20 protein-coding genes and 1 pseudogene are annotated in these 21,782 nt (G+C 63.3%); 11 read left to right on the top strand and 10 right to left on the bottom strand.

Going from position 1 to position 21,782, the window contains the following annotated elements:
* Positions 1-86: 86 nt before the first annotated feature.
* Both ACYHH6_RS15950 and ACYHH6_RS15945 read right to left on the bottom strand, forming a co-directional pair.
* A complete protein-coding gene (locus ACYHH6_RS15950; protein ID WP_142866647.1) occupies positions 87-689 on the bottom strand; it encodes a superoxide dismutase in 603 nt (200 codons plus the stop codon).
* A 185-nt stretch (positions 690-874) separates the two neighbouring features.
* Positions 875-1,753 (bottom strand): branched-chain amino acid aminotransferase, encoded by an 879-nt coding sequence (locus ACYHH6_RS15945; RefSeq protein WP_352584838.1) that lies wholly within the window; start codon positions 1,751-1,753, stop codon positions 875-877.
* A 169-nt stretch (positions 1,754-1,922) separates the two neighbouring features.
* On the opposite strand from ACYHH6_RS15945, the gene ACYHH6_RS15940 reads away from it, so the two are divergent.
* From ACYHH6_RS15940 to ACYHH6_RS15895, 10 genes and pseudogenes are all read left to right on the top strand, one after another.
* Entirely contained in the window at positions 1,923-2,585 is a 663-nt protein-coding gene (locus ACYHH6_RS15940; protein ID WP_142866649.1) for a haloacid dehalogenase type II, read from the top strand.
* 277 nt (positions 2,586-2,862) lie between these two features.
* On the top strand, positions 2,863-3,669 hold the full coding sequence (locus ACYHH6_RS15935; RefSeq protein WP_352584836.1) for a L,D-transpeptidase: 807 nt from the start codon (positions 2,863-2,865) through the stop codon (positions 3,667-3,669).
* A gap of 395 nt (positions 3,670-4,064) precedes the next feature.
* Positions 4,065-4,265: a hypothetical protein gene (locus ACYHH6_RS15930; RefSeq protein ID WP_352584834.1), complete on the top strand. Its 201-nt coding sequence runs from the start codon at positions 4,065-4,067 to the stop codon at positions 4,263-4,265.
* Positions 4,266-4,725: 460 nt separating this feature from the next.
* Positions 4,726-5,646 (top strand): helix-turn-helix transcriptional regulator, encoded by a 921-nt coding sequence (locus ACYHH6_RS15925; RefSeq protein WP_352584833.1) that lies wholly within the window; start codon positions 4,726-4,728, stop codon positions 5,644-5,646.
* A 199-nt stretch (positions 5,647-5,845) separates the two neighbouring features.
* A complete protein-coding gene (locus ACYHH6_RS15920; RefSeq protein ID WP_352559397.1) occupies positions 5,846-6,271 on the top strand; it encodes a hypothetical protein in 426 nt (141 codons plus the stop codon).
* Positions 6,268-10,194 (top strand): annotated as a pseudogene (locus ACYHH6_RS15915) (beta strand repeat-containing protein); the annotation flags it as partial. The gene ACYHH6_RS15920 and the pseudogene ACYHH6_RS15915, both read left to right, overlap by 4 nt.
* Positions 10,195-10,212: 18 nt before the next feature.
* A complete protein-coding gene (locus ACYHH6_RS15910) occupies positions 10,213-10,677 on the top strand; it encodes a YadA-like family protein (protein WP_488500513.1) in 465 nt (154 codons plus the stop codon).
* A 9-nt stretch (positions 10,678-10,686) separates the two neighbouring features.
* The gene (locus ACYHH6_RS15905) at positions 10,687-11,262 is read left to right on the top strand and encodes an invasion associated locus B family protein (protein ID WP_352584831.1); all 576 of its coding nucleotides are present in this window, start codon (positions 10,687-10,689) and stop codon (positions 11,260-11,262) included.
* 13 nt (positions 11,263-11,275) lie between these two features.
* A complete protein-coding gene (locus ACYHH6_RS15900) occupies positions 11,276-11,971 on the top strand; it encodes a hypothetical protein (RefSeq protein ID WP_352584829.1) in 696 nt (231 codons plus the stop codon).
* Entirely contained in the window at positions 11,968-12,444 is a 477-nt protein-coding gene (locus ACYHH6_RS15895; RefSeq protein WP_352584827.1) for a DUF4189 domain-containing protein, read from the top strand. Before ACYHH6_RS15900 ends, ACYHH6_RS15895 begins: the two co-directional genes overlap by 4 nt.
* 119 nt (positions 12,445-12,563) lie before the next feature.
* Here the strand turns inward: ACYHH6_RS15895 and ACYHH6_RS15890 are convergent, their stop codons facing one another.
* The 7 genes from ACYHH6_RS15890 to ACYHH6_RS15860 form a co-directional block, all read right to left on the bottom strand.
* The gene (locus ACYHH6_RS15890) at positions 12,564-13,433 is read right to left on the bottom strand and encodes an aldose 1-epimerase (RefSeq protein WP_352584825.1); all 870 of its coding nucleotides are present in this window, start codon (positions 13,431-13,433) and stop codon (positions 12,564-12,566) included.
* Between the two features lie 3 nt (positions 13,434-13,436).
* Entirely contained in the window at positions 13,437-14,192 is a 756-nt protein-coding gene (locus tag ACYHH6_RS15885; protein WP_352584823.1) for an SDR family oxidoreductase, read from the bottom strand.
* A gap of 12 nt (positions 14,193-14,204) precedes the next feature.
* Positions 14,205-14,936 carry an ATP-binding cassette domain-containing protein gene (locus ACYHH6_RS15880; RefSeq protein ID WP_352584821.1) on the bottom strand — a complete coding sequence of 244 codons (732 nt, stop codon included), beginning with the start codon at positions 14,934-14,936 and terminating at the stop codon, positions 14,205-14,207.
* 3 nt (positions 14,937-14,939) lie between these two features.
* Positions 14,940-15,917, bottom strand: a complete 978-nt coding sequence (locus ACYHH6_RS15875; RefSeq protein ID WP_352584819.1) for an ABC transporter permease — start codon at positions 15,915-15,917, stop codon at positions 14,940-14,942.
* An 86-nt stretch (positions 15,918-16,003) separates the two neighbouring features.
* A complete protein-coding gene (locus tag ACYHH6_RS15870; RefSeq protein ID WP_352584817.1) occupies positions 16,004-16,981 on the bottom strand; it encodes a sugar ABC transporter substrate-binding protein in 978 nt (325 codons plus the stop codon).
* 22 nt (positions 16,982-17,003) lie between these two features.
* Positions 17,004-18,206 carry a mandelate racemase/muconate lactonizing enzyme family protein gene (locus ACYHH6_RS15865; RefSeq protein ID WP_352584815.1) on the bottom strand — a complete coding sequence of 401 codons (1,203 nt, stop codon included), beginning with the start codon at positions 18,204-18,206 and terminating at the stop codon, positions 17,004-17,006.
* A 1-nt stretch (position 18,207) separates the two neighbouring features.
* On the bottom strand, positions 18,208-18,927 hold the full coding sequence (locus tag ACYHH6_RS15860; protein ID WP_352584813.1) for a FadR/GntR family transcriptional regulator: 720 nt from the start codon (positions 18,925-18,927) through the stop codon (positions 18,208-18,210).
* Positions 18,928-19,024: 97 nt separating this feature from the next.
* Here ACYHH6_RS15860 and ACYHH6_RS15855 point away from each other — a divergent pair, with 97 nt between their 5' ends.
* Positions 19,025-19,924 (top strand): SMP-30/gluconolactonase/LRE family protein, encoded by a 900-nt coding sequence (locus ACYHH6_RS15855; RefSeq protein ID WP_352584811.1) that lies wholly within the window; start codon positions 19,025-19,027, stop codon positions 19,922-19,924.
* Positions 19,925-19,962: 38 nt separating this feature from the next.
* Here ACYHH6_RS15855 and ACYHH6_RS15850 read toward each other — a convergent pair whose 3' ends face one another.
* On the bottom strand, positions 19,963-21,504 hold the full coding sequence (locus ACYHH6_RS15850; RefSeq protein WP_352584809.1) for a helicase HerA-like C-terminal domain-containing protein: 1,542 nt from the start codon (positions 21,502-21,504) through the stop codon (positions 19,963-19,965).
* Positions 21,505-21,782: the final 278 nt, after the last annotated feature.

Below are 21,782 nucleotides of genomic sequence, written 5' to 3'. Positions count from 1 at the left end.
CGCACGGAAACTGCCGCTTTGCAGTGTGCCTCCGCTTCGATCTGAAAAAAGAAAAGCCCCGGGGATGCCGGGGCTTTCTGGATCGATCAGGCTTTCGCTTTTTCGTACATTTCGAGGACGTGGTCCCAGTTGATCAGGCTGTCGACGAAGGCCTCGAGATATTTCGGCCGCGCGTTGCGGTAGTCGATGTAATAGGAGTGCTCCCAGACATCGACGCCGAGGATCGGCGAGGCGCCATGGACCAGAGGGTTCTCGCCGTTCGGCGTCTTGGAGATTGCCAACTTGCCGTCCTTGACCGAGACCCAGGCCCAGCCCGAACCGAACTGGGTGGTGCCGGCGGCTATGAAGTCGGCCTTGAACTTGTCGTAGCCGCCGAGGTCGGCATCGACCGCCTTCTGCAGGGCGCCGGGAAGCTTGTTGCCGCCGCCGCCCTTCTTCATCCACTTCCAGAAATGGATGTGGTTGTAGTGCTGGGCGGCGTTGTTGAAGAGGCCGGCATTCTTGCCGAACGACTGCTTGACCACCTCTTCGACCGACAGGTCGCCAAGACCGGCTTCAGCGGCCAGCTTGTTGCCGTTGTCGACATAGGCCTTGTGGTGCTTGTCGTGGTGATACTCCAGCGTCTCTTTCGACATGTAGGGCTGCAGGGCCTCGTAGTCATAGGGCAAGGCGGGCAATTCAAAAGCCATCGGTCATACTCCTCATGGAAAAATCCGGTGCGTATACCGGATTAAGATAGGGCTGGATTGTTCTGGAACAACTCCGGAATGAAGCGCCGGTTCCTTTCTAAGCGGGTTCCGGAAAAGTGTCACACGGTTTTGCGGACAGGACGCTGCGTCGAAAAAGAACGCCCAGCAAACGAAGCGGCGGCGGCTCAGCCGGCAGGCGTCGAATGCGCCCATTCCCAATAGAGTTCGCGCGCCTTCTTGGCCACCGGCCCGGGCTGGAGGTTGCGGTCCTCGATGCGGGTGATCGGCACGACCTTGGAATGGTTTCCGGTCGAAAAGATCTCGTCGGCCTCGAGAAAGTCGCGCACCGACAGCATCTTTTCGGTGATCTTGAAGCCATAGTCGCCAAGCAGCGTCATGGTGCGCGAGCGGGTGATGCCGGACAGGAAAGTGCCGTTCGGCGCCGGCGTCAGCACATGGCTGTCCTTGACCAGGAAGATGTTGGAGGTTCCGGTCTCGGCGACATTGCCCAGCATGTCGAGCACAAGTGCATTGTCGAAGCCGCGCATCTTGGCTTCGAGAATGGCGCGGCCATTGTTGGGGTAGAGGCAGCCTGCCTTGGCATTGGTCGGCATGGTTTCGATCGTCGGCCGCCGGAACGGTGAGACGGTGATCGAAAAGCCGGCCGGCGAGATCATCGGCGATTCGTAGAGGCAAAGGCAGAAGCGGGTCGATGCCGGATCGGCCGGCACGCCCATATAGCCGCCATGCTCGGCCCAGTACATCGGCCTGATATAGACCGCCGTCTTGCCGTCGAACTTCTTCAGCCCGTCCCAGGTCAGGCCGACGATCTTGTCGACGCTCATCGACGGTTTGAGACCTAGCGCGATTGCGGAAGCATTCACCCTGGCGGCATGCAGTTCGAGGTCGGGGGCGACGCCTTCGAACCAGCGGGCGCCATCGAAGACGCTGGTGGCAAGCCACATGGCATGGCTGCGCGGGCCAAGGATGGCGACGTTGCCTTCGTACCAGTCGCCGTCGACGAAGGTCCATGTCGTCGATTGCGCCGCAGTCGCCAGTGTCATTGCTCGGTTCCGCTTCAATGCTGCCTGTCTGGTATCATTGGAAGATGCTTTGGCAGGCGCCGTCAACCGGCATCAGGCGGATTTTGTTGAGGCCAGCGAGGCCCAAGAAAGCGATCAAGTCTGCAATCGATGCTTGCACCTTGCCCCGCCTGCCCTCAAAACTGTCGCCATGCATTACGCGGCTTACGTTTTCGACGCCTACGGCACGTTGTTCGACGTGCACGCCGCCGTGCGCCGTCACGACGGCGAGATCGGGCCGGACGGCCAGCTTCTGTCGGAAATCTGGCGCGCCAAGCAGCTGGAATATTCCTGGGTGCGCACGCTGATGGGCGGTTATGCCGATTTCTGGCAACTCACCGAACAGGCGCTCGACTTTGCGTTGCGCAAGGTCCCTTCGGCAGACAAGGGGCTGAAGGCCAAGCTGCTCGAAGCTTATTGGCGGCTCGACTGCTATCCGGAAGTGCCGGCCGTTCTGAAGGCGCTCAAAGCGTCCGGCGCCAAGCTGGCCATCTTGTCCAACGGCTCGCCCGAGATGCTGGAAGCAGCGGTCAAGTCGGCGGCCCTCGACCAGGTGCTGGACGACATCTTTTCCGTCGACGCCGTCAAGCGCTTCAAGACCGACCCGTCGACCTACGACATGGTGGCGACGGGCTGGCGCCTCTATCCCGGCGCGGTCTCGTTCCAGTCCTCCAACCGCTGGGATATTGCCGGCGCGACCAAATTCGGTTTTCGCACCGTGTGGATCAACCGCGCCAACCAGCCCGAGGAATACAGGGACTTCCCGCCGGCGCTGATCCTGCCGTCGCTGGAAGGATTGTTGACAGGCGGCTAGAGCAATTCCAGGAAAAGTGTGAAACGGTTTTCCGTCCGGAAAATTGCACAGAAGGAAAGACGCAGAGCAGTCGGCGTTTCTGTGAAACGATGAACTGCTCAAGGGCTCTGTTGCCTCAAAGCAACAGTGGCATGACGGTCACAGCTTCGCCTTTGTTTGTCCACCCTCAGGCCAGAATCGGAACCGCCTATCGCCCCAGGCATTGGGGGGAGACCAACACTGCGCCGCCTGGAAGCATTCACGCTTTCTTGCGACTTGAGACTTAAAAAAGGCAACCATGTTGAAGACCGAAATCGACCCCTATCGCCTGAGCCGTCGCGGCTTTCTGAACGCCGCAGCCCTTGGCGCCGCCTCGATTGCGGTCTCCGCCTGCACCACCACCGAACCAGCGCCGGCGCCGGTCGAGCCGCCGCCGACCTATGTCGATCCGCCGCTCGGCGACTACGCGACGATGTACGGCCCGATTTCGGACAGCGGCTTCGACCTCCCAGCCATTCCGATCAAGAAGATGGACCCGCAGTTCCTGCGCCAGATCGTTCCCGATCCGACCGGCCAGAGACCGGGCACCATCATCGTCGATACGACCAACCATTTCCTCTATCTGGTGCGCGAGGGCGGCCAGGCGATCCGTTACGGCGTCGGCCTCGGCCGCGCCGGCTTCGAATGGTCGGGAGACGCCGTCGTTCAATGGAAGCAGAAATGGCCGAAATGGACGCCGCCGGATGAGATGGTCGCCCGGCAACCGGAACTGGAGCAATACAGCGCCAAGAATGGCGGCATGCCCGGCGGCCTCAAGAACCCGCTCGGCGCCCGCGCGCTCTATCTGTTCCACGACAATGTCGACACGCTCTACCGCTTGCACGGCTCGCCGGAATGGAACTCGATCGGCAAATCCGTCTCGTCAGGCTGCGTGCGCCTGATAAATCAGGACATCATCGACCTCTACGACCGCGTGCCCTCGAAGAGCCCGGTCATCGTGACGTCCGATATCGGCCAGCCGATGGTGGCGAGCGCAAACCGCAGGGCCATTCCGATCGACGGCGGCGTGCCGGACGGTTCTGTCCTGCTCGGCCCGGTGAACTGATCGGCGGCTTTTCCGATTCTGGGTCAAGCAGTGGGATTCCGCTGTCCCTGCTGTTCCCGGTTCGGATCGTCCCAAACCCTCGTCATTTTCGGCGGCCTGAGCACCGGATTTCGCGCTCCATGCGTCACCGGTGAGCCGATGATCCATTTGGGACATTCCGGCAGATTCCCATAACTTTACGCGAATGCCCGGGTTCCGCATCCAAGACATGCTAGGTCGGCAGCAGGAGGCCAAGGAAGACTTCCTGACGAGCTATGGAGCCGGTGCAATCGACGCACCCAAAACCGTCAATTCCGACGCTCCTGTATTTCGTTCCCCGATGCATGTATATTAGGCTGGAATAGAATTGCAGAGATATACGTTTCATTAGATCATTGATGGCGGGGGGAACGCCAATGGTGGGATTTGATTTCGATAGTCCGCCTGCCGACAGCGCCGAGGTCAATTTGTCGGCCGAATGCGAGCGCCAATTGCTGCCGCTCGTCCGCGGAATTGTCGAAGCCGCGGTTGCCGCCGGGTGGAGCCGGGAGGATGTTCTTCTCGCCATGGTTGAGCTGTCCTGGGATCTATATGAGAAGCGTCGAGGCGATCTTTAACAGCCCTGCGCGAGCCGGATAGTTCTGTATCGGGGTCACCGCATGGTCACCGGCCGAGTAGCTCGGCGCGTCCTGGACATAATCCTCGAAAGCGCTGGTCGGAGAAGGGCCACCATGCGAGGCAGCGCGTCCGTCGCAATGGCAGCATAGGCCGAGCAGGTTCGGCATAGCCGCGCGATTTATATTCTGCATGCAACGCTGGATTGTGAAGTGGCGCGCGATGCACAACAACTAGGCACAAAATGGTAAGATAAGATCGGAAAATCGTCAGATTAGTTCGCGCTAAAACAACGGAATATGCAGATTTATAGACCAAGTCCTGCCAAAGTTTTGATTTCTCCCTGAAAATTTTCTTTTCAATACAAAGCAACGCCTCTAAGGTTCGAAGGAACGCCCAGGAACAAGCGTGAATTCTGGGCGCCTCCATACAACACAGGATTGGGTTGATCGGCGCGCGGCTGTGGCAGAGACGAAGATGCAACACAGAGGCAACGTCCTGGAAAGCGCCGGAACAGACCGGCGGCGCGCGGATCGGCGCATCTTCGACGGAATTCCGGAAAGCGCGGGGCGGTGCCTGGTGACGTTTCGAGGCGGTGCGGCTCATGTCGTTCATGCGCCGGGATCACATACATTCAAAGCGGCGGAACATTTCGGTTCGGTTCTGCTTGCGCCCTCACCCGGGATAGCGGCATCGCTGGGCAGCGACAAAGTCCACGAATATGACGGCGACGTCGGTATGATCATGATCGTCCCGGCCGATCTCGGCGGCAAGGTGACACGGTCATCCACCACGGAGAGCGTAATTGTGGCGCTCACCCCCGAGAGTCTCTTCGAGCTGGCAACGCGTGAATTCGGCACCGGCCATGCCGAGCTTCAACCGCCGCCGTTCGGGACCGTCGATTTCCAGGCGCTGCAACTCGCGCAGTTGCTGAAGGTGGAACTGACGGATCGGGAAACTCCAAACGAGTTCTATGTCGATTCGTTGGTCACCTTGTTCGGCGTCCATTTGCTTCGGAACTACGCAGGAGCGCGAAAGTTGCCACAAGGCCCAAAAGGCGGTCTGTCGAACCGCAGCGCCCGGCGGGTGCGCGAATTCCTGGACGTAAATTTTTCCAGCAAGATCGCGGTGGCCGAGCTAGCCGCACTCTCCGGCCTTTCGCCAAGCCATTTCATCCAGGCATTCACGAAAACCTTTGGCGAGCCGCCGCACAAATATCTGCTGCGGCTGCGTCTCGATTTCGCCGAGAAACTTCTCGTCGAAAGCGAGCTGTCGATAGCCGAAGTCGCGCATCTGAGCGGCTTTTCAGATCAGAGCCACCTGACCGTCACCATGTCCAAATACCGCAGCAGAACCCCCAAGCAGGTGAAGCTGCAGCGGTGATATTTGCCGCGGCGCGTCTCCGCAGCCAAAAGTTGCGTGGCAGAGCGGCCACACCTGCCGCTCAGCGCTCAAAGACCGGATTTTCCTACAAAGATTCCGGACTTTTCCAAAATACACACACCGCGAACGTGCTCATGGTCGCGATGGGAAGTCATTTGGGGCGGGGGCAACCAGATGAAGCAGCATGTCGGATTGTCCCATGGACATTCAATTCGCGGAAATCGAAGTCTTCGCACCAAAGGCCGAAGCGGCCTGGGCTGCGCTGCAGCGCCAATACGCCAGCCGGATCAGCGCTGCGGAGATCGATCATCTGCTTGCCTGCTTCGTGCTCGGATTGACCACCCCGGCGTATGGCGAGGGGGAACCGGCTCTTCATTTCGATCTCTGCCGCGCGCTGGTGGCGATAAGTCTGCCGCCGGAGCGGACTGAAGCCGCCTTGCACTCGGTTCCCGAGCCGACGCAGCCATGGGTCGCGAGCGCCTATCAGCTCATTGAAAAACAAGGCGCCAAGGTCGGTCTCTCGTTGCGGGACAAGACGCGTAATTTCGAAGATTTTTTGGCTGCCGAGGCGAATGATGCGGCACATCAGGGCGCCTCGGCAATTGCGAGGGAAAAAGTAGCATGACCGGAAGCGTCGAAAGGCGGAGAAGGATCGAATCTCATCCAGGATTTATCGGAAACTGGATCGCGGGCGCGGCCGGCAGCCGTTCGGTTCGTCGCCGCCTGATGGCGGTGCTGCGCATGGCTCACCGGGTTCTTGGCCTCGGTCGCAAGAATATGGGTCTGGGAACACTGGGCAGCGGCGGCAGCGCGCATTCGGCACTGGCCTGCGGGGTGAGCCCGGCCAGCATGCTCGGCGGCCTGGCCGCGATCGCCGCGCTCGGGCTCGCCACGCCCGCACAGGCACAATATCAAGCCGGTGGCGGATCCGCGACCGGCGGCAACGCCGTCGCCATCGGTAATGGCGCCGCGACGAATGGCAATAACAGCGTGGCATTGGGCAGCTCCAACAGTGCAACGGGCGACGCCACGATCGCCATTGGCTATGCGATGAGTGTCAATGGCCTCAATTCCATAGGCATAGGTGTCTTCGCGGGCGCGACTGGTGTCAACGCACTCGCTATCGGCGGGAATGCCAAAGCCACTGCGGACGGAGCAAGCTCCATCGGCGTCAACTCGGTCGCAGCCGCAGGCGCTGCCGCCTTTGGTCTGAATGCGCGTGCCGACGGGTTGGAGTCGACGGCGATCGGCTATGTTACCCGGGCGACCGGGCTGCGCGCCACGGCGCTCGGGCATGGGGCAACAGCATCCGCGATTGATTCGATTGCCCAAGGTACCAACGCGAATGCAGGCGCCCAGAATGCCGTAGCGATAGGCTTCCAGTCGACCGCAACGTCGATAAACTCCGTCTATCTCGGCTCGCGGACTGTCGCGGGGTCGGGCGCCCTTGCACAGGGCGCCATCGGCATCGGCACTGATGTGACAGCGTCTCAGACCGACTCCATGGCAATGGGGCGCCAAAGCCAGGCGACCGGCGCCACCAGCACGGCGTTCGGCACGCTGAGCAAAGCCACGGCGACCAATGCCATCGCCTTTGGTCCCCAGGCCAATGCGTCGGCCATAAATTCGGTTGCGTTTGGCAATGTCGCCACGGCATCGGGCCAGTTCGCGCTGGCCCTGGGCAATTCGGCTGTGTCGAGCGGGGTCGGCTCGGTCGCGGCGGGCTCGGGAGCCCAGGCCACGGACGTCTCTACCACCGCAATCGGCAACAACGCAGCAGCGACCGCCGCAAATGCCAGCGCGCTGGGATTGGGAGCCACGGCTAGCGGAACGTACGCCACTTCTCTTGGTTCCACCTCCAAGGCCACTGGTGCCCGTGCGTTCGCCGGTGGCCGTTCATCCACTGCCGGCGGTGACGATTCCATCGCCATCGGCACGACGTCCATCGCCACAGCGGCGAGCTCGACAGCAGTTGGAGCGGGCGCGGTGGCACAAGACGTCAACGCGATCGCCGTCGGCACCGCCGCCGGCGCGCTCTCCGCCGATTCCGTGGCGATCGGCACGGGCGCGACTGCCGATGGAGGCAAGGCCGTCGCCATCGGCTTCGGCAACGAAGCCTATGGTGACGGCGCGGTCGCCATCGGCGACCCCAGCTATGCCAGCGGCACCGGCGCCTTCACCGGCGGCGCCAACAACATCGCCAACAGCGACGGCACGGCAACCGCCACCGCCGCCAACCAGGCTGCCGGCGCAGTCGCCATCGGCAACAACAACAAGGCGATCGGGCAAGGCTCAGTGGCGTTGGGCAATGGTTCGACCGCAGGTGCCTCCGGCCTTGCCGGCAATGTCGCGCTGGGCAATGGCGCGACGGCCGCGGCAAGCTCCGGCGATGTGGCGCTCGGCTCTGGCTCGGTGACCGCAACGGCGGTCGGCACCAGCGGCACGACGATCGGCGGCACGGCCTACAGCTTCGCCGGCACGACGCCGACGAGCACCGTCAGCGTCGGCGCGCTTGGCGCGGAGCGGACCATCACCAATGTCGCGGCGGGCCGGCTCAGCAACGCCTCGACCGACGCGATCAACGGCTCGCAGCTGTTTGCGACCAACCAGCAGGTGACGCAGAACACAACGGACATCGCCGCCAACACCGCCGACATCACCAATCTCGGCAACACGATCAACGGGATCAGCACCGGCGGCGGCATCAAATACTTCCATGCCAACTCGACGCTGCCGGATTCCCAGGCGCTGGGCACGGATTCCGTCGCGGTCGGCCCGAACGCGGTGGCCAACAATGCCGGCGACGTCGCGATCGGCCTGAATTCGGTCTCGGGCACCACGACGGCGGTGGGCGGCACGACGATCGGCGGCGTCAACTATGCCTTCGCCGGAACCACACCGGCCGGTGCGTTCTCGGTCGGCTCGGTCGGCGCGGAGCGCCAGATCCAGAACGTCGCGGCCGGACGGTTGAGCAACTCATCGACCGATGCCGTCAATGGCTCGCAGCTGTTCGCGACCAACCAGCAGGTCACGCAGAACACCACCGATATCGCCGCCAACACCGCCGACATCACCACTCTCGGCAACACGATCAACAGCATCAGCACCGGCGGCGGCATCAAGTATTTCCACGCCAACTCGACACTGGCGGACTCCCAGGCGCTGGGCACGGATTCCGTCGCGGTCGGCCCGAATGCGATCGCCAACAATGCCGGCGACGTTGCGATCGGTCTGAATTCCGTTTCCGGCACCACGACTGCGGTTGGCGGCACGACGATCGGCGGCGTTGCCTACACTTTCGCTGGCGCGACGCCGGCCGGCGCGTTCTCGGTCGGCTCGGTCGGCGCCGAACGCCAGATCCAGAACGTCGCGGCCGGGCAATTGAGCGGCTCCTCGACCGACGCGGTCAACGGCTCGCAGCTGTTTGCGACCAACCAGCAGGTGACGCAGAACACCACCGATATCGCCGCCAACACCGCCGACATCGCCACCAACACCGCCGACATCACCACTCTCGGCAACACGATCAACAATTTTGCCGGCGACACCTCCACGGCCTACACCTACACCGACGCCAATGGCGACGGCATCCGCTATGTGCGCACCAACGACAGCACCCTGCCGATCACCGACGCCTTCGCTCAAGGGGTCGGCTCCTCCGCCGTCGGCTACCAGGCGACCGCGTCCGCCGCCAATTCGCTGGCGCTCGGTCGCGGCACCCAGGCCACTGTCGCCGACGGCGTAGCGCTGGGCTCTGGCTCGGTTTCGGACCGTGCGGTGGCGCCGGCATCTGGATCGATCCTCTCCGGCACCGGCCTCATTCCCTACAACACCGCGGATATGAGCCTGCTCGGCGCCGTCTCGGTCGGCACGTCCACCTCCTATCGCCAGATCATCAACGTGGCCGACGGCACCCAGGACCAGGACGCGATGACGCTGCGCCAGTTGAAGGGGGCGCTGAGCTCCTTCGCGGTGACGGGGAGCCTGTACTTCCATGCCAATTCGACAGCCGCGGACTCGCTTGCGGTCGGCGTCGATTCGGTTGCGGTCGGTCCGCGCACCACCGTCAATGGCGACAACGGCATCGGCATCGGCAACGGCGCCATCGTGCAGCAGACGGCGCCCGGCGGCATCGCGATCGGCCAGAATTCGACCGTCAACCAGGCCGACAGCATCGCGCTCGGCACCAACTCGACCACCAACGGGGCCCAGGCAGTGGCGCTCGGCGCCGGCGCCACGGCCAATGAGCCGGGCAGCGTCGCGCTCGGCGCAGGCTCGACAACGGCGGCGGCGGTCGCCACCACCGGCACCACGATCAACGGCGTCAACTACACCTTCGCCGGGACAGCTCCGACGAGCACGGTGAGCGTCGGCACCGTCGGCAACGAGCGCACCGTCACCAATGTCGCTGCGGGCAGGATCAGCGGCACCTCCACCGACGCCATCAATGGCAGCCAGCTTTACGCCACCAACCAGGCGGTCGAAGCCATGCAGGGGAGCGTCGGCGATCTCAATGAGTTCGCCGTCCAATACGACAAGAACGGCGACGGCAGCAAATCCAACTCGATAACGCTTGCCGGCGGCGACCCCAACACGCCGGTCGTCATCCACAATGTCGGGGCGGGCGTTGCCAATACCGATGCGGTCAACGTGCAGCAGCTCAACAACAGCCTGTCGACCACGCTGGCGGATTCCAAGACCTATACCAACCAGGTGGCGGCCACCACGCTGCAGCAAGCCAATGCATATGCGGACTCCAAACTCAGCCAACTCAACATGGACATGGGCGAGGTCAAGGGCGAGGCGCGCCAGGCCGCCGCGATCGGCCTGGCGGCCGCCTCGCTGCGCTACGACGACCGTCCCGGCAAGCTGAGCGTGGCGGCAGGCGGAGGCTATTGGCGCGGCGAAGGCGCCGTCGCCTTCGGCGCCGGCTACACCAGCGAGGAGGGACGTGTTCGAGCAAACCTGTCCGGCACGACAGCAGGCGGGCACTGGGGCGTCGGCGCGGGCGTCAGCCTTACGCTGAACTAGAGCCCAGCCATGATCAGGCAGGCAGTCCTTGCTGTCGCGATATCCATGACTTCAATGCTCCTGTCCGGCTCGTTTGCGGCCGGGCAGGAAGCGATCCCTTCCGGCTACAGGGTAAAACCTTCCGACGTCGCGGTGCCTGCGGATGCGAAGCTTGGCGAATATCAACGTACCACCCGTCCGTTCGAGAACTGGACGCTGATCTGCGACGAGAACCTGAAGGCGCGCCAAAAGGTCTGCAACGTCACCCAGATCATCGAGGACCAGGCAGGACAGGTTGCGTTCAGCTGGTCGCTGGCCGCTACCAAGGAAGGCAACCCCTACATGATCTTGCGCACCCCGCCGATCGCCAAGAGCGACAGTCCTGTCTCGCTGACATTCGAGGGGCGCAAGGAGCCGATAAAAATTCAACTCGACGGATGCAATCAAGCCGTCTGCGTCGGCATGCTGCCGGTTGGTCCGATCATGCGCGAACAGATTTCGAAAGCCGCGGCATCCGTCATCTCCTTTCCGACGACGGATGGCAGAACGATCAACGTGACCGCAACCCTCAAGGGCTTGGCCGCGGCCGTCGAGGCGATCAATTGACGAAGGCATTGCGATGAACCAGCAATCGATCCATGACCGGATAATCTCCCGCAACCAGGGAAAGGATGCTGTTCAGGTCGGCATCGATGACCGGAGCAGACCGAAACGAAACCTGGCGAAGACCACTGTCTTGTCGTTGCTCGTCATTGCCGTCGTCGCCGCGGCCGGCTTTGCAGCCATGCGCTACGGCCTGGTCCGCAATTTATTGACGCAGCCGGCGGTCGCGGAGACCAACGAGCCCGATCCGGCACTGGCCGACACGCCATTTCTGCAACACGCCAAACAGGCGGGTTTGCAGTCTTGTTCCAACATTTTTCCAGCCCTTGGGCAGATGCTGACGACCGGCACGACCTACAGCGTTCAGTCGATCTGGAACAACGAGGCCCCCGACAAACACGTCGTAGAAGCCCTGGTCGGCATGAACTATGCCACGCAGGGCTACAGCGGTCCGGCCGCGGGCCTGGTGTTCGCAGCACCCACCGCATCTGTTTGCGAAGGCACGATGGTCAGGGTGGCGCCGTTCGCGGCCAATTGTGCCGACGTTCCGGCCCTGCTTCCGAAAGGCAGCAAGCTTGCCAACAATCTTGGACAAATCAGCGTCTATGATCTGGCCAATGGAGGGGGCAACGCGATGCTGCTGCCGACAGGCAACAGCTGCGTCGTCATTTCCGTGGCCTCAGCAGCAGGAAAACAAGGAGGCGTACAATGAGGGTGAATTCCGCCATTGCGGCAATCGGCATGCTGTTGGCCTGCGCCGGGCGGCTCGCTGCGGCGGACCTCGCCCCCGCGGCGGACGTACCCGAGCCCCCGGCCCAGGAAGAGAAAGGAATCTGGGCGGCGATCGCTTATTCGAGCCCTGACGGCAAGCACGGCTTTTTCTGGGGTGCCGACAAGCGTCAGGAGGCGATGGACATCGCCCTCAAGCATTGCCAGAACGCCGGCGGCGACAGCTGCGCCGTGGTGAGCGTGTTTCGCAATCATCGTCACTGGGACGACGACGACAACACCGGCTTTCCCTACAAGCACTGCGGTGCACTCGCCGTCGGCGAGAAGGCGGAGGGACGGCTGACCAGCTGGGGCGCGGGGACGGCGCAAACGCGCCGCGAGGCCGAAGACCTGACGCTGCAGGCCTGCGAGCGGAGTGGACAGAAATGCAAGATCCGCGAATGGGTGTGTACGTAAGGCTCCTGCTGCGTCTCAGGAGCCCTTCACCCAGCCGCTCGCCGCCTCGCCTGGACGGTGAAGCCTAGCTGCCCGGCACCAGCCTGCTGTCGGTATTCGGTTGCGCAGGCCGTTTCGCGTCAACCCAAAGCGATCGAACTCCAATCAAGCCGCATGTTTGCACTCAACGTCGCGCCGTGCTCAAGCGGGGTCAGCCCTTCACCGTGATGCGCATCGACGGAATGCGACACCGGTTCGAAGCAGAAGAAATCGGCGTCCTGCGACGGCGAGTAGAGGACGAAGACGTCGAGCGCCGGTGAGGCCGTGAGCGAGATGGCGATCCTGTCCTCGGGCCGGGTTATCCTGGCGCGGCGGTCCCAGCCGTCGAAGGCATTGTTCACCCAGCTTCGCGGCAGCAGGGTGGCGTTGGAGAAATTCCATTCCGGGTGAACGGCCACGGGCGCCACGCCGACCGGCAAATGACGCTTGTCCTCCAGCCAGACCCGCGCCGCCTTCGCCTCAAGCGTCGTTGCGGCGCTGCGCGGAAACCACGGATGAAAGCCGAGGCCGTAAGGCAGGCGAATGCCGGCACGGTTCTCCACGATGAGCGTGGCATCGAGGGCCCCGTCATGCAGCGCGTAGGCGACGCGTGCCGTGTATCGGTAGGGGCCGATCCCGCCGGCGTCGAGGACCAGTTCCGCTTCGGTGGCACTGTGGCCGGCAATCCGCCACTCCTTCTGGAAGCCGTCGCCATGGATCGGAAAGGCCTCTCCCGGCACATTCGGCTCAACGGCGTGAAAGCGGCCGTCGAACGCGAAGCCGCCGCCTGAAATGCGGTTCGACCAGGGAACCAGAAGCTGGCAGCCGGAGGCGCCGGTGCCATCGCCGGGCTTAAGCAGCGGCACCGCTACATCGCCGATCAGTGCATCGAAGCGCGCGATCGCTGCGCCTTTCTGCGGCGCCAGGACGACACGGGCGCGGCCATCGCGCAGTTCCAGCAGGCCGGTCATCCCTCACCAACCGCCGTCGATGGCGATATTCTGGCCGCTGATCATGTCCGAGGCGGGCGATGCCAGGAACAGCACGAGATCGGCAACGTGATGCGGTTCGATGCGCGTCTTGAGACCCTGGTTCTCCAGGATCCAGGCGTTGTATTGCGCCAGCCGGTCGCCGAAAACACGCGCCTCGGCCTCCGAAACAACCGCGCCAGGCGATACGGCGTTGACCCGGACGCCGTGCGGTCCGAGTTCCCGCGCCAGCGATTTGGTCAGGCCGAGCATCGCGCCCTTCGACGCGACATAGGGGACGTAACCGTCCCAGCGGCCATTGAGCGTGATCGAGCAGAAATTGAGGATCTTGCCATAGGCCTTCGCCTTCATCCCCGGCGCGCAGGCCCGTGCCAACGCGAAGGCAGCCGAGGAATTGACGCGGATCTGATCCTCATACTCGGTCAGCGAGAATTCTTCGAACGGCCGGTTGATGATCAAGGCAGCGTTGTTGATCAGGACGTCGATCCCACCTTCCCTCGCCGCCAGCGCGGCGACCGCGGCTTCCGCCTCGGCAAGCCGGTTGAGGTCGCAGCCGACGAAAGTGACGTCGCCGTCTGCCTCAGCGGCCAGCGCTTCGACGATCTTCGGGGCGTCCGCGATGTCGGGCCGGTCGAGCAGCACAACACGCGCGCCGGCCCGCGCCAGCGTTAGCGCCTGGGCCCGGCCAAGCGAGCCAAGGCCGCCGGTCAGGAGCACGACACGATCGGCAAGGACCTTCATCGCCGCCACCTCTTAGAGAACGCTGTGGACTTCATCGATCGAGGTCTCCCCGACCCGCTTGTCCAGCACGATTTCGCCGCGCGCCATCGCCACCACGCGGTCGCAGCATTCGAAGACGTGGTGCATGTTGTGGCTGATGAAGACGCCGGTGATGCCTTGCTCTTTCAGGCCGCGCACGAAGCCGATCACCTTCCTCGTCTCCTTGACGGAGAGATGGTTGGTCGGCTCGTCGAGGATCATCACCTTCGACTTGAAGTGCATGGCCCGGGCGATGGCGACGCCCTGCCGCTGGCCGCCGGAAAGCTCGCCAACAAGGGCATCCGGCGAGCGCAGGTGCAGGTCGACATTGGCAATTGCACGGATGCTTTCGCTGGCCATTTTCTTCTGGTCGAGCAAGCCGACGCCGAAGACCGAAAACCGGGTCGGCTCGCGGCCGATGAACAGGTTCCTGGCGATCGACATGGTCGGCACCATGGAATTGTACTGGTAGATCGTCTCGATGCCGAGATCCATCGCGTCGCGCGGCTTGGCTATGCGGACTGTCTGGCCCTCAACCTTGATCTCGCCCTGGTCCGCCGTGTGGACGCCGGAGAGGATGTTGATGAGGGTTGATTTGCCGGCGCCATTGTCGCCGACCAGTCCAAGCGCCTCGCCGCGGGTGAAGTCGAGCGTCACCCCCTTCAGCGCGTGGACGCCGGAATACCATTTGTGGAGGTTATGCACGGAGATGATCGCGTCGGCCATCGCTTAGTCCTCCATCTTGATGGCCTTGGCGCGCTTGCGCATCCAGGCATTGGCGACGACGGCGAATATGGTCAGGAAGCCGATGGCGAACTTGAACCAGTTGGCGTCGACATGGCTGAGCACGAGACCATTGTCGATGACGCGGATAAGCGTCGTGCCGATGATGCCGCCCATGACGGTGCCGATACCGCCGGCGAGCGAAGCGCCGCCGATGACGGCGGAGGCCACCGCCTGCAATTCCATGCCCTCGCCGATCGAAGGCAAAGGCGAGCCCAGCCGCAGCACCTGCAGCATGCCGGCGAAGCCGGAGAGCATCGAACAGAGCATGAAGCAGATGATCTTGACCCTGGCGGTCGGGATGCCCATCGCGGCGGCGGCCGGCGGGAAGCCGCCTGTGGCCTTGATCCAGTTGCCGAAATTGGTGCGCGAAAGCATCAGCGAGGTCAGCACGGCAATGCCGGCAAACCACAGGAAGGACATGCGGAACATGTTGCCGGGGCCAACGAAGGAGGTGAACAGCCAGTTCGGCAGGTCGGCGGGGAGCAACGGCGGGAAGCCGCCCGAGACGACGACGGTGAGCGAGCGCGCCATGAACAGCATGCCGAGCGTGGTGATGAAGCTCGGTATGGCGAAGCGGATGGTGATGTAGCCGTTGATGAAGCCGATGCCCGCCGAGACAAGCAGGCCGGCGAGCAGCGCCAGCGGGAACGGCGCGCCATGCACCATCAGCACCGCCATCGTCATCGGCATCAGCGCGAATACCGATCCGACGGAGAGGTCGAACTCGCCGCTGATCATCAGGATGGTGACGCCGATGGCAACAAGCCCCGCCTCCGGCAGGATGCCGAGAATGCCGCGCAGGTTGTCCTGGTTGAGGAACACGCCATGCGAGCGGATCTGGAACACGACGATCAGCAGCAAGAGCAGGATCAGACCGGCCAGCTCCGGCTTTTCGAGATAGGTCTTGAACAGACGCTTCACGTCAGGCTCCAGGAATTCGAACTTCTGTTGATGCATCGGCGGCGCGCGGCGCCGCCGATGCAAAGCCACTCATTGGCGTTGCGCTGTCAGCGCATTCCCTGGGCGGAGAGCGCCATGATCGCGTCGGCCTGGTTCGGCCGCACGATGCCCTGGCCGGTGTCGATGTCGGAAGGCGCCAGGCCGATCTTCTTGTTGAGATAGGCCTCCATCACCGGCATGAAGCCCTGCATGTAGGGCTGCTGGTCGACCAGCGCCTGCACGTAGCCCTTCTGCATTTGCTGCAGCACTTCGGGCACCAGGTCGAAGCCACCGAGCAGGACCTTGCCGGGCGCGACGCCGCGATCGGCCAGCACGCGGGCGACGCCGGCACACCAGAACCCGGTGTCGAAATAGGCGGTGGTGTCGGGATGGGCGTTGAGATAGGCGCCGACGCGGTCGGAGGTGATGGCAAGGTCGGTGCCGCTGTCGATGCGCTCCCACGACACGTCGCGGTCGGCATGCGCGGCCTTGTATTCTTCAAGGAACTGCATCACGCCGGCGCCGCGGCTCTCGGACCAGTTCTGGCCCGGCGCCGAGATGCCGACCAGCACCTTGATCGGGCCGTCCTTCGGGAAGCTCTCGGAAATCGCCTTGGCGAGCGAATAGCCTGCGGGCTTGAAGCCCTGCCCGACGAAGGCTTGCCGCGCATTGCCCTTGGCGCCTTCGGTGTCGTCGACATTGACGGCAATCACCAGCACGCCGGCATCGCGCGCCTCCTTGATGACGTCATCGAAGGCATGGTCGTCGACGATCGAGGTCAGCAGCGCGTCGGGCTTGGCGGCAAGGGCAGCGCGCATGTTGGCGATCTGCTGCTCTACCGAGCCCTCGGTCTGGGTGAAGACCATGTTGCAGCTGGCCTCGACCTTGGCGCAGCCGTCGTCGAAGCCCTTCTTCACCGCTTGCCAGAAGGTGTTCGAGGCCGACGAATGGTGCGTGAAGACGATGTTCAGCCCGTCGGCTCGCGCGGCGGTCTGGGCGCCGAAAAGAGCGACGCCAAGCAGAAGTGTTGCAGTCAGTTTTTTCATCTCAATTCCTCCCTTTGGATTTCTAGATGTCGGTCTTGTCGGAGACGCGGCGCTGGACGGTGTAGGCCTTGTCAAGGTCGGGGTTGAGCGCCAGCCCCAGGCCCGGTCCCGGCGGCACGGTGATCATGCCGTTCTTCACTTCAGGCAGCGCCGTCACCAGGTCCCGGTACCAGGTGCGGTAGAAGGCGCGCACGCTTTCCTGAACCAGCGCATTGGGCGCATTGAGCGACAGATGCGTCGAGGCGGCGAGCACGACCGGACCGGTGCAGTCGTGCGGCGCGACCGGCAGCCGCCAGGCCTCCGCCATCGCGGCGATCTTGCGCGCCTCCGACAGGCCGCCGCACCACGAGATGTCGAGCATGACGATGCCGGCAGCCCCGGTTTCGAGCAGGTCGCGAAACGCCCAGCGGCTGCCCAGTGTCTCGGAAGCCGAGATCGGCGCGGGGCTGACCGCCTCGTAGCGTTTCAAGTCGCCGAGGCTGTCCATGCGGATCGGGTCCTCGTGCCAATAGGTGGCATAAGGTTTCAGCGCGCCGGCGATCTTCATGGCGGGCAAAAGCTGCCACATCGAATGGAACTCGACCATGATGTCGATCTTGTCGCCGACGGCGCGGCGGATCTTCTCGAACGGTTCAAGCGCGGATTTCAGATCGGCCGCCGAGATGTCGTTGCCACGCGTCTTTTCAGCGGCATGATCGAACGGCCAGATCTTCATGGCGGTGATGCCGTCCTCAAGCAGTTCCTCGGCCAGTTCGCCGGCACGATTGAGGAAGCCGTTAAGGTCGTCGTAGTCGCGCCCGGCGCCGATGCCGTAATTGGCCGTCGTCTGGCCCTTGGCGTCCTTGATGTATTCGGTGCCGGCACAAGTGTTGTAGGTGCGGATGGAGCGACGGCTGAAGCCGCCCAGAAGCTGCGCGATCGGCTGGCCGGTGACCTTGCCGAAAATGTCCCACAGCGCGATGTCGAAGGCTGAATTGCCGCGCACCTCGGCGCCGCTGGAGCGGAAGCCGAGATAGCCGACCAGGTCGGCGGACAGCAGATCGATCTCGAGCGGATCGCGGCCGATCACGCGTGGCGCGACGTATTCGTGCAGATACGCCTCGACGGTGCGCGACAGGAAGAAGGTCTCGCCGAGCCCGGTGATGCCCTCGTCGGTATGGACCTCGACCCAGAGAAGGTTGGGCCGCTCCTCGATGCGAATGGTTTCGATCGCTTTGATCTTCATGTCAGGCGATTCCCGCGTCGAGCAGCGCCTTGACGCTCTTGTCGAAATGTTGCGCCATGTGCTCGACGGCGAGGCGCGGATCGCCCTTGAGGATCGCCTCGGCTATGTCCTCGTGCCCCTTGATCATCTTGAGCTGGTCTTCACCGGAGGAGCGCGTCCGCCAGCCGATGACCCAGGTGCGGCGCGTGACCCCGCTGAAGGCGGTGACGATCAGCGAGAAGACCGGGTTGTGCGAGGCCGCCGCAATCGCCTCGTGAAAGGCGATGTCGTGTTCCATGACGATCTCGGGGTTCTGGAAATTCTCACGCATCAGCCTGGCCGATTGCGCGATCGCGGCGGCTTCCGCCTCGGTGCGGCGGAGCGCCGCGAGCGCCACCGTGCGCATCTCGATCGTGCGCCTGACGTCATAGACCTGATGGACGCTGATCTGCTGCGTGGTGATGCCGTGCTCGATCACCATCGACATGGCGCCGGTGTCGAGTTTGGCGACGGTGGCGCGGCGCCCGGCGCTCATGTCGATCAGGCGCATTGCCGAAAGCGACCGGAACGCTTCACGCACGACGGTTCGCGAGACATTGAGCTGGCGCGTCATGGCCGCTTCGCTTGGCAACGGGTCGCCCGCCGCAAGGCCCTCCGAGCGGATGTGCTGGGTGATTGCCTGGATCGCCGTGCTCACAAGGCCGGGATTCGGCTCAGCCGCTGTCTCCGTCGGATCCTGCATGTCGCTCCCTCAAAACCTGTATGACAGGTTGCTATCTAATTGTTGTTAATTTATCCAAGAGATATATGTCAAGAGTGTTTCTAGCCTAGTGAACCGCATGAACGAGACGAACGCTGGCCTGCTCTTCGATGCGCGTGACGTCGTCGGTGAGAGCCTGATCTGGGACGATCGCTGCGACCGGCTGGTCTGGATCGACATCATCGGCCGCAGGATCCACAGGCTGGATCCGGTGACCTTGGCTCACGAATCCTGGGAGACGCCCGATCTGGTCACCTCGATCGGCCTGCGCGCCGACGGCGGCGCCGTTGTCGGCCTCAGGAACGAGATCGCCTTATGGGACTTCGGCGGGCCGTTCCGAACGATCGCGACGATCGAACCAGACCGACCCGACATTCGGCTGAACGAAGGCGTCGTCGCGCCCGATGGGTCGCTCTGGGTCGGCACGATGGCCAACAACATCGGAGCGGACGACGCGCCGATCGCCATCACGCAAGATGCCGGGCAGCTGTTTCGGGTTGATCCCGACGGCGGTGTGACGCGCTTGTCCGAGGACCACTTTGGTATCACCAACACCATGGTGTGGACGCAGGACGGTCGCTTCGTGACCGCAGACACGATGAAAAACGCAATCTACAGCTACGCCTGGGAGGGCGGCTCTTCACGGCTCGCTGATCGGCGGCTGCTTTTCGGCGGCTTCCAGCGGGGCCTACCCGACGGCTCCTGCATGGATGCCGAAGGCTACATCTGGAACTGCCGGGTGGTGGGCGGCAGCTGCCTTGCTCGCATCGCGCCGGACGGCCGACTGGATCGGATCGTCGAACTGCCCTGCTCGTGGCCGACGAGCTGCGCCTTTGGCGGCGCCGATCTCGACACTCTGTTCGTCACCTCGGCGCGCTTTACCATGACCGCCGAGCACCTTGACGCGCACCCACATGAGGGCGGACTTTTTGCGTTCCGACCGGGGGAGCGCGGCCAATCGAGCAACCGCTTCGGTTAGGCCGTCGGCGATGCGGCAATCTGGCGGGCTGATGCTTTTCACCGCCCCCTGGACAGGCTGCCCAGAATCCCGCGCACGATCGCCCGGCCGACCGACGAGCCGACGGACCGCACGACGGCTTTGATCGCGGCCTCAGCAACAGTCTGGCGGTTGGACGGGCGCGGCGCCGGCGCGCGCCTGGATGGCGGCGGCGAATCGTCATTGCCGAAGCCGGGGATGGTCCAGCGCGAGCGGCCACTATCGGTTTGCTGCGCCTGCTCTTCCGCGTCCTGCGCGCCCTTGGCCTTCTTCTGCAGCATCTCAAAGGCCGATTCGCGGTCGATGGTCTGGTCGTACTGTCCGGCCACCGGGCTCTGGTCGATCAGCTTGCGGCGCTCGTCCGCCGTAATCGGGCCAAGCCTGGACAACGGCGGCCGGATCAGCGTCCGCTGCACCATGGACGGGATGCCCTTTGCTTCAAGCGTCGAGACCAGCGCTTCGCCGGTCGCCAGTTGCGTGATCACGGTGGCGCAATCGAAATCCGGGTTGGGCCGGAAGGTGTCGGCAGCCGTCCTCACCGCCTGCTGTTCGCGCGGCGTGTAGGCGCGCAGCGCGTGCTGCACGCGATTGCCGAGCTGGGCCAGAACCTTTTCAGGGATATCCAAAGGGTTCTGGGTGACGAAATAGACGCCGACGCCCTTGGAGCGGATCAGGCGGACGACCTGCTCGACGCGGTCGATCAGCACCTTCGGCGCCTCGTCGAACAGGAGATGCGCCTCGTCGAAGAAGAACACCAGCTTCGGCCTGTCGGGATCGCCGACCTCGGGCAATTCCTCAAACAGCTCCGACATCAGCCAGAGCAGGAAGGTGGCGTAGAGCCTGGGGTTCATCATCAGTTTGTCGGCAGCAAGCACGCTGATGGCGCCGCGGCCGTCGCGGGTGGTGCGCATGATGTCGGCGATGCGCAAAGCCGGCTCGCCGAAGAAATTTGCCGCCCCCTGCTGTTCCAGCACCAGCAGCGTGCGCTGGATGGCGCCGACCGACGGCTTGGTGACATTGCCGTAGCGCGAGCTGATCTCCTCGGCGCGCTCGGCGATGTTGGCCAGCAGCGCCTGCAGATCCTTCATGTCGAGCAGCAGCAGGCCGTCCTCGTCGGCGATGCGGAAGGCGATGTTCATGATGCCCTCCTGCGCTTCGGAGAGGTTCATCAGCCGCGACAAAAGCAGCGGTCCCATTTCCGAGACGGTGGCGCGGATCGGATGGCCCTGCTCACCGAACAGGTCCCAGAAGATGACCGGAAATTCCTGGAAGTCGTAAGGGTCGAGCTTGACCTGTTCGGCTCGCCTGACCAGAAAATCCTGCGCCTTGCCCATCATGGCGATGCCGGACAGGTCACCCTTGATATCGGCGCAGAACACTGGCACGCCGGCATTGGAAAAGCCTTCGGCCAGGATCTGCAGGCTGACCGTCTTGCCGGTGCCAGTGGCGCCGGTAATCAGGCCATGGCGGTTGCCATATTGCAGCAAAAGCTGCTCGGCTCGCTGGTAGCTGTCGTCGGGCTTGCGGCTGGCGCCGAGGAAAATGCTGGTCTCGTCAGCCATATGTCCATGTCTCCGCAAACTGGTGTTAAAGCCGATGGCCTTGCCGCACGTATAGTGAGGCCGTTGCACAGCGACAATGCCGATCGTCAGATGGGCCAATTGTCTAAACTCCAAATCGGCTTTTTGGAGCTTGCGGATTTTGTCGCTGTTTGGCAATCGTTCATGGTTCGTCCACGCAGGCTGACCTATATCAGAGAGATCGCGTTCGGACCCTGGAGGCGCATTGCATTGCGATATCGGACAGGGGACCGTAGACTGAACCGCTCCAGGCTGGTGCG

Source organism: Mesorhizobium sp. P171375 (assembly GCF_057786075.1).
The sequence above is the reverse complement of the archived record's forward strand: the minus strand, read 5'-3'. Positions and strand labels throughout refer to the sequence as shown.

What these genes read in the sequence shown, in the direction of transcription:
- ACYHH6_RS15930 (WP_352584834.1), top strand. Translation starts at nt 4,065, where the DNA reads ATGGTGGGATTTGATTTCGATAGTCCGCCTGCCGACAGCGCCGAGGTC.
- ACYHH6_RS15850 (WP_352584809.1), bottom strand. Translation starts at nt 21,504, where the DNA reads ATGGCTGACGAGACCAGCATTTTCCTCGGCGCCAGCCGCAAGCCCGAC.
- ACYHH6_RS15905 (WP_352584831.1), top strand. Translation starts at nt 10,687, where the DNA reads ATGATCAGGCAGGCAGTCCTTGCTGTCGCGATATCCATGACTTCAATG.
- ACYHH6_RS15855 (WP_352584811.1), top strand. Translation starts at nt 19,025, where the DNA reads ATGAACGAGACGAACGCTGGCCTGCTCTTCGATGCGCGTGACGTCGTC.
- ACYHH6_RS15900 (WP_352584829.1), top strand. Translation starts at nt 11,276, where the DNA reads ATGAACCAGCAATCGATCCATGACCGGATAATCTCCCGCAACCAGGGA.
- ACYHH6_RS15865 (WP_352584815.1), bottom strand. Translation starts at nt 18,206, where the DNA reads ATGAAGATCAAAGCGATCGAAACCATTCGCATCGAGGAGCGGCCCAAC.
- ACYHH6_RS15950 (WP_142866647.1), bottom strand. Translation starts at nt 689, where the DNA reads ATGGCTTTTGAATTGCCCGCCTTGCCCTATGACTACGAGGCCCTGCAG.
- ACYHH6_RS15880 (WP_352584821.1), bottom strand. Translation starts at nt 14,936, where the DNA reads ATGGCCGACGCGATCATCTCCGTGCATAACCTCCACAAATGGTATTCC.
- ACYHH6_RS15920 (WP_352559397.1), top strand. Translation starts at nt 5,846, where the DNA reads ATGGACATTCAATTCGCGGAAATCGAAGTCTTCGCACCAAAGGCCGAA.
- ACYHH6_RS15940 (WP_142866649.1), top strand. Translation starts at nt 1,923, where the DNA reads ATGCATTACGCGGCTTACGTTTTCGACGCCTACGGCACGTTGTTCGAC.
- ACYHH6_RS15945 (WP_352584838.1), bottom strand. Translation starts at nt 1,753, where the DNA reads ATGACACTGGCGACTGCGGCGCAATCGACGACATGGACCTTCGTCGAC.
- ACYHH6_RS15885 (WP_352584823.1), bottom strand. Translation starts at nt 14,192, where the DNA reads ATGAAGGTCCTTGCCGATCGTGTCGTGCTCCTGACCGGCGGCCTTGGC.
- ACYHH6_RS15895 (WP_352584827.1), top strand. Translation starts at nt 11,968, where the DNA reads ATGAGGGTGAATTCCGCCATTGCGGCAATCGGCATGCTGTTGGCCTGC.
- ACYHH6_RS15935 (WP_352584836.1), top strand. Translation starts at nt 2,863, where the DNA reads ATGTTGAAGACCGAAATCGACCCCTATCGCCTGAGCCGTCGCGGCTTT.
- ACYHH6_RS15890 (WP_352584825.1), bottom strand. Translation starts at nt 13,433, where the DNA reads ATGACCGGCCTGCTGGAACTGCGCGATGGCCGCGCCCGTGTCGTCCTG.
- ACYHH6_RS15870 (WP_352584817.1), bottom strand. Translation starts at nt 16,981, where the DNA reads ATGAAAAAACTGACTGCAACACTTCTGCTTGGCGTCGCTCTTTTCGGC.
- ACYHH6_RS15860 (WP_352584813.1), bottom strand. Translation starts at nt 18,927, where the DNA reads ATGCAGGATCCGACGGAGACAGCGGCTGAGCCGAATCCCGGCCTTGTG.